Origin of the sequence: Desulfovibrio sp. (genome assembly GCF_035644575.1) — a bacterium.
Lineage (GTDB): Bacteria > Desulfobacterota > Desulfovibrionia > Desulfovibrionales > Desulfovibrionaceae > Desulfovibrio.
This window is the reverse complement of record NZ_DASQOG010000215.1, coordinates 30,464-37,851: the sequence shown is the minus strand read 5'-3', so window position 1 is coordinate 37,851 and position 7,388 is coordinate 30,464. Positions and strand designations below refer to the sequence as shown.

Annotated in this window: 4 protein-coding genes; 1 reads left to right on the top strand and 3 read right to left on the bottom strand. The window is 54.4% G+C overall.

Going from position 1 to position 7,388, the window contains the following annotated elements; all coding sequences use genetic code 11:
* Positions 1–165 precede the first annotated feature (165 nt).
* Complete coding sequence (locus tag VEZ52_RS12070) at positions 166–2,283, bottom strand: molybdopterin-dependent oxidoreductase (RefSeq protein WP_324837034.1); 2,118 nt, start codon at positions 2,281–2,283, stop codon at positions 166–168.
* A gap of 514 nt (positions 2,284–2,797) precedes the next feature.
* On the opposite strand from VEZ52_RS12070, the gene VEZ52_RS12065 reads away from it, so the two are divergent.
* Positions 2,798–3,949, top strand: coding sequence for an HD-GYP domain-containing protein (locus VEZ52_RS12065; protein WP_324837033.1), 1,152 nt, complete (start codon positions 2,798–2,800; stop codon positions 3,947–3,949).
* Between the two features lie 86 nt (positions 3,950–4,035).
* Here the strand turns inward: VEZ52_RS12065 and VEZ52_RS12060 are convergent, their stop codons facing one another.
* Both VEZ52_RS12060 and VEZ52_RS12055 read right to left on the bottom strand, forming a co-directional pair.
* Positions 4,036–5,694, bottom strand: coding sequence for a GGDEF domain-containing protein (locus VEZ52_RS12060; RefSeq protein WP_324837032.1), 1,659 nt, complete (start codon positions 5,692–5,694; stop codon positions 4,036–4,038).
* Positions 5,695–5,764: 70 nt separating this feature from the next.
* A complete protein-coding gene (locus VEZ52_RS12055; protein ID WP_324837031.1) occupies positions 5,765–6,670 on the bottom strand; it encodes an HDOD domain-containing protein in 906 nt (301 codons plus the stop codon).
* Between the last annotated feature and the right edge of the window lie 718 nt (positions 6,671–7,388).

Sequence of the window (7,388 nt, the reverse complement as noted above, 5' to 3'; positions counted from 1 at the left end):
GCGGCACTGAACCTCGCAGGCCTTGCAGCCTATGCAATCCGCCGAATTGTGCATGACAATATATTTGCTCATAACCATCCTCCCACGCGGCTCGGTGGGTTGTTCCCGTAAATTTCCTTGCAGTATCAGGCCATGCCTTTGCCAATATCCGGAGCAGAGCCCGCCTTATGCGGCGCCGGGACGGGCCACTTTCTCAAGCGTGACAAAATGCTCCTGCATGGCAAGGCCGCCGCCGCCCATATCCTGGATGTCCAGACCACCGCGCAGGCACTTGCTGTCAGAAATGCCCTTGTGGAAGGCGCGGCTTTCGCAAGGCAGGTCGTGGCCGAAGCCGTGCACCACAAAGATGGCCTCGGGATGGATGGCAGAGGTGATCTTGACCCCGGCCTCGCCCATGGCATTGCCCGCAGCATCCCGCACGCGCACCCTGTCGCCGGGGTTGATGCCAGCGGCCTTGGCCTTTTTGCTGTTGATCCAAACGGTATTTTCAGGAACCTGCTCCAGCAGCAGCGGATTATTGATGGTATGGCCCTGGGTATGCACGGCCACGCGCCCAAAGGTAATGCGGTAGGCCCCCTCGGGCGGCGCAACGGGCGGCGTGTAGGGGGGCAGCATGTTTTCGCCGCAGCCCTTGCCGTAGCCCTCGCTGGTCAATTCCACCTTGCCCGAGGCAGTGGGGAAGGAATAATTTGCCAGATCCACGTACAGTGGGTCGCTGGTGAGTGACACAAAGCCCTTTTCGGTAAAGTCCGCGCTGGTGAGGCCTGTTCCTTCAAGCTGAAAGCGCCACACGTCCTCCGCGCTTTCAAAAACCAGCGGATCAAGCCCGAGGCGCTTTGCCAGACCGCCGATGATCTCCCAGTCGGCCTTGGTGTCGTAGCGCGGCGGGATAACGCGGTTGCGCACAAAGAACTGCGGTTTGAGGCCGTTCTTGGTGGCAATGATGCTCTCGCGCGAAAGATAGGTGGAAAGCGGCAGCACCACGTCTGAATACCAGGCGGTGTCTGACCAGGAGAACGTGACGCTCACAAGCAGATCAAGGCCGTCAAAGCGTTTGCGCAGCGCATCGGGATCGGGATAACCCTGCAAGGGGTCGTGCCGCCAGCACATGTAAGCCTTGACCGGAGCTGCCCCTTGCGGAGGATTGCTGATGGCTTCAAAAGCCTTGTGCAGCAGCCCCTTGCCGGGGTCGAAAGCCTTGTCGTCCACGCCAAGGCCATCGGCGCGCAAGCCCTTGGGCGCGGGGAAGAGATCAGTAAACTTTTTGAGCCCGGCCTTGCCGCATTCCTTGGGGGTACGGCCCGGCACTATGCCGCCCTTGACGCCCACCCCGCCCAGCAGGGCCGTAATGACCAGTGCCGTGCGCGCAACCTGAAAAGAATCCCCATACCGCGAGGTCATCCAGCCGGGATGCCAGATCACATGGGGAGCCGCAGCGGCAAGCGATTGCGCCAGACGCACAATGGCCCGCGCATCGACCTGACACTGTTCAGCCGCCCATTCCGCCGTGTAGGGGGCCACAAATTCGGCCAGTTCGGCAAAACCCGTGGTGTGGGCGTCCACATAATCCTTGTTGTACAGCTTGTGGGTAATGAGCGTGTTGATGATGCCCAGATTGAAGGCATAGTCCGTACCGGGGCGGACAAGCAGAAAATCATTGGCCTTGGAGGCCGAAACATTGTGGCGGATATCAATGACCGTCAGCTTGCAGCCTTTGCGCAGGGCCTGCATGACGGTTCTGGCCTCGCCCAGATTGATGGCTTCAAAGATGTTGCGCGTTTGCAGCACAATGTGCTTGCAGTTGGCAAAGTCGTTCACGGCCATGCCGCGCCCGAGGCCCATGACGGCCTTGCAGGCGTGGTGGACATTGAGGTCGCACGAGGTACTGTGCGTACAGACGTTGGGCGAACCTATGCCGCGCATGAATGCGCGGTACAGGTCGGTAAAGGGGCCATCGCGGTCAGACCACAGCACGGCTTCCTTGCCGTATTGCTGCTGCACTGCAGCAATTTTTTGCGCAACATAGTCAAAGGCTTCTTCCCACGAAACCTTTTTCCACTTGCCCTCGCCCCGCTCACCCACGCGAATAAGCGGGCTCTGTGGGCACTCGGACTCGCGCTCAAGGGCCTTGCCTGCCACGCCGCGCGCGCACAAGGCACCCTTGAGGGGACTGTGCGGATTGCCGTAAATCATACCCACGGCACCGTCTTTTATTTCTACAGAAATTGGGCACCTTGCGGTGCACATTCCGCATACACTCTGAACCAACTGCATACTGCCCATAGTGCTTCTCTCGTGCGAGTAAGGGATATTGTCGTCTGTCTGCGGCACATCGCGCCAATCCTAAAATCAGCCTGAAGCGAAAACCACTTCAAAAGTGCCGTTGCAAACATTTCCAAGTCACCGCAACTGTACTAATCTAGTCTGATAAATAATTAGGAAGCATTGTCGCTAGCACAGTTTTTTTTTAATTTCCAGCCAGGTTCCTGTTTTCACACACTTTCTTTAAACCTTAATTTAATTGTAGTTTTTATAACTTGAGTGCTTAATCAGTTTTTTTTATTTATAATTTCAGCATATTGGAAATCACATTTTTTATACAAGAGTGATAAAATATTAATTTCACATTGGTGCTGTGCTACCAATCAAATTGAGAATTGGCGCGAAAAGAAATTTTGAACAATCCAATCAGCGTGTTGCAAAAACGACGCGTTTTATCCCTTTACTCCTAAAATTTTGAAGTGTTATATTATTGTAGTGAAAATCAACGCAAATGCCTGCCAAAGGATCCACCAGCATGTCTGCGGAACGGATACCTATAGCAAACCTGAAGCCGGGAATGTACGTGCTCAATCCGGGCATCTCCTGGATCAATGCCCCGCTGCTCTACATGAGCGAGGGTCTTGTGGCCGATCAGGCAGAGATTGACGGGATCATCCAGCAGGGCTTTACCGAAGTAATTCACGATCCGGAGCGCGCCGTTCCCGCGTATGAACCGGGATGCGCGCTGCCGCGTTTGTTCTCACGCAACCTTGCACAGGCACAAAGAGCGCACGCTGCCGCCTACGCCCATGTAAAAGCCGCCATGTCTTCCGGCGAGTGCGGCAGTGCAGAGATTGCAGGGGCCGAACCTTGCGTTAAGTCCATCATTCTTGCCCTCAAGCGTAATGCCAACGCCATGCTGACCCTTGCCAACCTGAAAGGGCGTGACGAATACACCTACAGGCACAGCGTCAACGTGGCCATTTTCGCCGTAGCCTTTGCCCGGCATCTGGGCCTTACGGATCAGCAGCAGCAACTAGCCGGTATGGCCGGGCTGTTTCATGATTACGGCAAGGCGCTCGTACCAAGAGAGATTCTTAACGCGCCGCGTGCGCTTTCCCCGTCTGAATTTGCCGTCATGCGGTCGCACGTGCTGCTCGGCTATGACGCCTTGCGCAAGATACCCAATATCGCACCAGAAATTCTGGAGGGCGCAGCCCAGCACCACGAGATGCACGATGGCCTGGGGTATCCCCACGGGCTCAAAGGCTCAGCCATCGGCCTTTTTGGGCGCATCATCTCTATCTGCGATGTGTATGACGCGCTTTCATCCAGGCGCGTATATAAAGAGGCCCTTTGCCCCAGCCATGCGCTGGCAATCATGTACAAAATGAACGGAACGGCATGGCCGCGAGGCTTTGTGGATTTATTCATAAGAATGATGGGGGTCTTCCCGCTAGGAACGGCGGTTAAGCTTTCAGACGGGCGCATGGGCCTTATAAGCAGCAGCAACCCCGATTTTCCAACCCGACCGACAGTGATCATTGTCAGAAAATCCAGAGGCGTAGCCTATATGGAAGACAGAGTTGACCTGTCGGCTGAAGGCAAGATTTGCGTGAGCCGCGCGCTTTCATTCAAAGAGACGGAAGACTGGGATATCCCGCGCCTTCTGGGCATCACGGAATGAAAGGAATGAGAACGGACGGGGGCAGTCAGTTTGCAGGCTGCACAGGCAGGAAACGGGAGAAATGAAGGAGGGGGAGAAGAACAGAATCAGACGGTACGCTTGAGCTCGGTGATTTCTTCAATCTGGCTTGCCGCAAGTTCTTGGAGGGCGAATTCCGGCCTTGCCAGGTAAAAGCCTTGAGCAAGGTCAAATCCCAGAGCAACCACACTTGCAAGTTCCTCGTGGGTTTCCACACCCTCCGCCACGGTGAGGATGCCCTTTGAACGGCAATATACAAGGATATTTGAAAGAAATTCCCTCTTGGATGCGGGCGCCTTGTGGATGGCGCGGATAAAAAAGCTGTCGATCTTGAGAATCTCGGGCGAAATATTCAAAAGCCGCAGCGCATTTGAGTGGGCGCAGCCAAAATCGTCAATGGCGATAAAGGCCGCCAGCTCCGTGCGCAGCTCGCGCACCTTTTGGGCAAGGCCCTCCTCGCTGCTGGCGGTTTCTATTATTTCAAACACCATGTTGCGGCTTATGTCTTCATAGCGCGGGTGCAGGTTGCGCAGCTCCCGGGCATCCAGATACTGCGCGGAGATGGCGTTGAAAAATATCTTTCTGGCGCCGAGCGAAGGGAGATTTTTGTCCATCCAGTCAAAGATCATCCTGAAGGTCAGGTACTCCAACTGAGGCAGTTTTGACTGCGCCTCTGCCAGTTGCAGCACATCAAGCGGCGAGGCAAAATGCGGGGTTGTGGAGCGCATGAGCGCCTCATAACCGTAAATTGAGCCATCTTTCAGGCTCACAATGGGCTGAAAGGCAAAACGGATCAACTGGCCTTCAAGCAATTCGTCCAGGCGTTCCTGACGGCTCAGGATATTGGCCTTGGCCCGGTAAACTTCAGGATTGAACCGCATAAGCGTACCGCGATTGAAGTTCTGCACTTCAAACATGGCGTGGCTGGCATAATTCATGAGCACATCGCCGGTCATGGCGTCGCTGGGATACACGGCCACCCCGAGCGAGGCGCGTATGCGCACGACCTCACTGGGCAGTTCAATGGTGGTGTTCAGCAGGGTTTTGCGATTATCCTGCGCAAAGCGCAAGGCGCTTTCTTCATTATCAAAACCGTGGGCAAAAACTGCAAATTCGCTGCCTGCCGTGCGGGCCAGCAGCACTGCGTCATTTTCGCACATCTGCAAGGCTTCAACCACCTTGCTAATGTACAGATCGCCCCCATCGTACCCATGCGACTCATTTACATACTTGAGATTATCCAGACCGCACGAAAGCAGTACGCCAAATTTGCCGGGCTGCATCTGCAAGGCTTCGCGCACGCCGCGAACAAAGGCCCGGCGGTTCATGAGGCCGGTTTCAACATCGTGATTCTGGTCGTGCTCGACCTGCTTTTTGCAGGTCTGCGCCTGGTTGATAAGAAAGGTCAGCCCGTCAGAGAGGTCGCCCATATCGTCAACCGCTGGCATGGGGTACCCCGCGCTGAATATGAGCAGTTGCCGCGCCAGACGTTTGAGCTTGGCGTGCAGGCTTTCAAGGTGCGTGGAAAAGTGCCGGCAGGATTTTGGCGGGCGGACAGACAGATCCCCCTCTGCCAGTGCCGCCGCATAAGCAGAAAGGTCAGCGCAGGCCCGCGTGAGCTCGCACAGTTTTTCTGCTGTGGGCTGCTGCCCGCAACCTTCAAATTCGGCCAGCGCGGCGTCAAATTGCCCGCGCAGCAGATTATCAAGGCCGGTTTCAATATCCATGTGCGCGCCTCAAGTGTGAGCCTCAAGAAAAGTTGAAAAAAACAAATGCGGCATCAGGCCCACGCACGGGCTATGCATCAAGCTCAGCAAAACCGGCTTCCTGTACTCTGACCATACTTTCAAACACAGCAGCGCTCACGGCATCAAGATCGCACCCATCGGGCAGGTGTTCTCCCGCCTTGCTCCTCAGCATGGGCGCATCGTGGCTGCAATGGGCCAGGGCGTTGGCCGCAGCAAGCAGGCGCGCCTCCATTTTATACGTTGTGGCAAGTTCGGGCGAATGGTGCAGGTTTATGGGTTCGGTAAGTACCAGAGGCAGCTTCCACTGATGCATCACTGCCGCCCCAATAAGCCCGTGGTCCATGCCAAGCTGCGCGATTTCAGCTTCGGAACTGCCGCAATCTTCGGCCTGTTCCATTTCTGCCGTCTTTTCCCAGAGGTCTGGCCGAGCGGCAGCAAAAAAAATCTTGCCCACATCATGGAGCAAGCCAGCTATGTATGCCTCGTCCGGCACCATGACCAAGCGCTCGCCAGCGCATGCAGAGGTTCCGCATACGCCGGTATCTCCACCAAGAACATCCGCCAGAGTTCTGGCAATGGTTGCCACAGAAAGCAGGTGTTTCCAGAACGCAGCAGTGTCAAAACTTTTGGGAAGCTGGGCCTCCCGTATAAACGACGACATGCCCACCATGAGCACAAGCAGGCGCACTTCGCGCAGGCCCATGATGCTGATGGCTCTTTGCAGGGTAGAAACCTTGAACTCAAGCCCGTATGCAGCCGAATTTGCCACTGTGAGCACACGTGTTGCGAGCCTGGGGCTTTTTTCAATCAGTGCAACGACCGATCGCACCGAGGCATTGGAGCCCTCCTGGGTAACCGCAAACAGCAGGGGAAGCAGCTTGGGTTCAAACGGCAGCGCGGGCGGATTTTGCAAAAGCTTTTGCAAAAACAGCCTGGACTCTTTTTGAGATTGCATGGCAAAATCCTGAGCTAGGGTTTGCACTGCCCCTGCACACGGTAACACAACTTGCCCAGGCAGATGCCTGAACCCAAAGCCTGTCATATACGAAAAACCAGACCAAAGACAATAGCGCGCAATCTTTAATAACTAATACCAAATGAACCTTAAAATCAGCGCAGCTTAATATGAAATAAGATATTTATTTATTGGCAACAAGAATGTATCAACATGAGACCACACCCTTCAATGCACTGTTCCGCAGCAACTAGACAAAAGAACTGAATAAAAATAGGAGCCTCGATGCAAAATAAAATACAAGCCCCGCAACGGATATAAAACGATTACATGAATACTGCCGTGCAGGAATAAATAATTATAATTACGCACCACCACATACAGTCGCTACTTCAATGCCGCGCTTACACCAGCAAGGCAAAGCCCCAATATGTACTTACCAAAACAGATATGCGCAAAAAGCACCGGTATGTTTCTGCTTGCCTGACAGGTAGTTGCCTCAGCAGGCTTTTGCTGTTCAAGGAGCGACGTTAGCGGCCTGCCGCACACTATCCACATCTGTGGGCGAAAAAACAAAAAAAATACCGAAAAAAAAACAGCCTTGCAAGCGTAAGGACGACTGTTTCATTCCGGAACATAAAATTCAAGCAAAAACTTTAGGGGAAAATGAAAAAAAATTTCTACAGCAACAGAACAGGTCTTCCTTAGCGCAAATGCC

What these genes read in the sequence shown, in the direction of transcription:
- VEZ52_RS12055 (WP_324837031.1), bottom strand. Translation starts at nt 6,670, where the DNA reads ATGCAATCTCAAAAAGAGTCCAGGCTGTTTTTGCAAAAGCTTTTGCAA.
- VEZ52_RS12065 (WP_324837033.1), top strand. Translation starts at nt 2,798, where the DNA reads ATGTCTGCGGAACGGATACCTATAGCAAACCTGAAGCCGGGAATGTAC.
- VEZ52_RS12070 (WP_324837034.1), bottom strand. Translation starts at nt 2,283, where the DNA reads ATGGGCAGTATGCAGTTGGTTCAGAGTGTATGCGGAATGTGCACCGCA.
- VEZ52_RS12060 (WP_324837032.1), bottom strand. Translation starts at nt 5,694, where the DNA reads ATGGATATTGAAACCGGCCTTGATAATCTGCTGCGCGGGCAATTTGAC.